The sequence below is a fragment of the Thiolapillus sp. genome, from assembly GCF_048562965.1.
Classification (GTDB): Bacteria; Pseudomonadota; Gammaproteobacteria; order Chromatiales; family Chromatiaceae; genus Thiolapillus; species Thiolapillus brandeum_A.
In genome coordinates this window covers 1-1,153 of the sequence record NZ_JBHNMF010000903.1, presented here as the reverse complement: position 1 = coordinate 1,153, position 1,153 = coordinate 1, and the positions used below count along the sequence as shown (strand labels likewise).

The window sequence follows — 1,153 nt, the reverse complement described above, 5'->3', positions numbered from 1 at the left end:
AGACTTCTCAATCCAGTTGCAGGACAACGCATGCCAAGGCCTGGGGTTGGCGGTGTTGATGTACTTGAATTCCGCCTTCAGCCGGTACCCCAGCTCCTCGCCCCGCCGGCGGAGTTCCTCGAATGATACGGGCTCACAACCGGCCTGTATCCGTTCCTGGTACTCCGCTAGGGTACTTTTTTCAATATTCACCTTGTTCTCCTTCCGCTTGCCAGGCGGTGTTTGATTGCACCGGGGTGGCAAATTCCCCGCGCGTGTTAAAGTAAGGCCATGAAGACTCTGACATCCATCCAAGGTGGCGCCGACCGGAAGTTCAAAGCACTGCTCGAACATCCGGAAACTTTCGGTACCAAGGAATTTCTGTCGCTGTGCGAACGCTACGCGCACCGCCTGCCCTATGAGGATCAGCTTGCACTGGGGCGGTTGCGGTTGCAGCGTCAGCGCGACAAAAGCCTTGATGCCAATGCTCTGCTAGCCGTGCTCGATGGGCGCTACGACGATGCACATCGGCTATCCGCCATCATGCAACGCCGCAACGCCCTAGGGATCAGGTCCGTGTCTCGGGATAAAGCTCCCGAATGACCATCTCCTCCTCGGTGAGGCGGAGATAGTACCGGGCCTGGTCCAGCACATCCCCTTCGGTGATCTTGTCCATCACCGCAAGCAAGGCCCGCTGGCGCTCGGCCAGCTCCTCGTTGCTGGCTGTGTCCAGCCAGCGTTGGTACTCTTTCTTCGATACCAACATTGATTCCTCCTTGGGGCGCGACCCCTGTTTGATGTTTCGCCATGCCAGTCGCTATCTAGCATCACGTTGTGATGGCGCGTTTAACCTCGCGCTACGAGGGCTCCGGATGGAGCAAAATTCATACAGGTGCACGCATGCGCTGTTCGCTGGGCGCAAAACGGCCAGGGAAAAGGGCACGCGGGGGGGGGGCGGTATGTTCCAGGATGGAAGTGGCAGCGCCGCCTGGCGCCGCGCCGTCGTGATGACGGTCTGTGCTGAATGCTTCGAGATGCCGGGACTGTTATGGATACCCGGTGTGTTCCATGTCTTAATTGTAGTTTAACTCATTGTTTGTTTCAAACCACGTTTTTCCGGCGTTTTGAGTTCATTTTGTAGTGTTCGTTTTCTTTATGATGGCGTTGTCAAAAC

Annotated in this window: 3 protein-coding genes; 1 reads left to right on the top strand and 2 read right to left on the bottom strand. The window is 56.6% G+C overall.

Features of this window, described 5'->3' with window-relative positions; all coding sequences use genetic code 11:
• Positions 1-192: hypothetical protein (locus ACOCD2_RS21050; protein WP_419620151.1), on the bottom strand; the 192-nt coding region annotated here is incomplete at its 3' end.
• 78 nt (positions 193-270) lie between these two features.
• On the opposite strand from ACOCD2_RS21050, the gene ACOCD2_RS21045 reads away from it, so the two are divergent.
• Positions 271-582, top strand: coding sequence for a hypothetical protein (locus ACOCD2_RS21045; RefSeq protein ID WP_293649874.1), 312 nt, complete (start codon positions 271-273; stop codon positions 580-582).
• On the opposite strand, the gene ACOCD2_RS21040 is transcribed toward ACOCD2_RS21045, so the two are convergent.
• On the bottom strand, positions 548-745 hold the full coding sequence (locus tag ACOCD2_RS21040) for a hypothetical protein (protein WP_293649875.1): 198 nt from the start codon (positions 743-745) through the stop codon (positions 548-550). The two genes, ACOCD2_RS21045 and ACOCD2_RS21040, sit on opposite strands and share 35 nt — an antisense overlap.
• Positions 746-1,153: the final 408 nt, after the last annotated feature.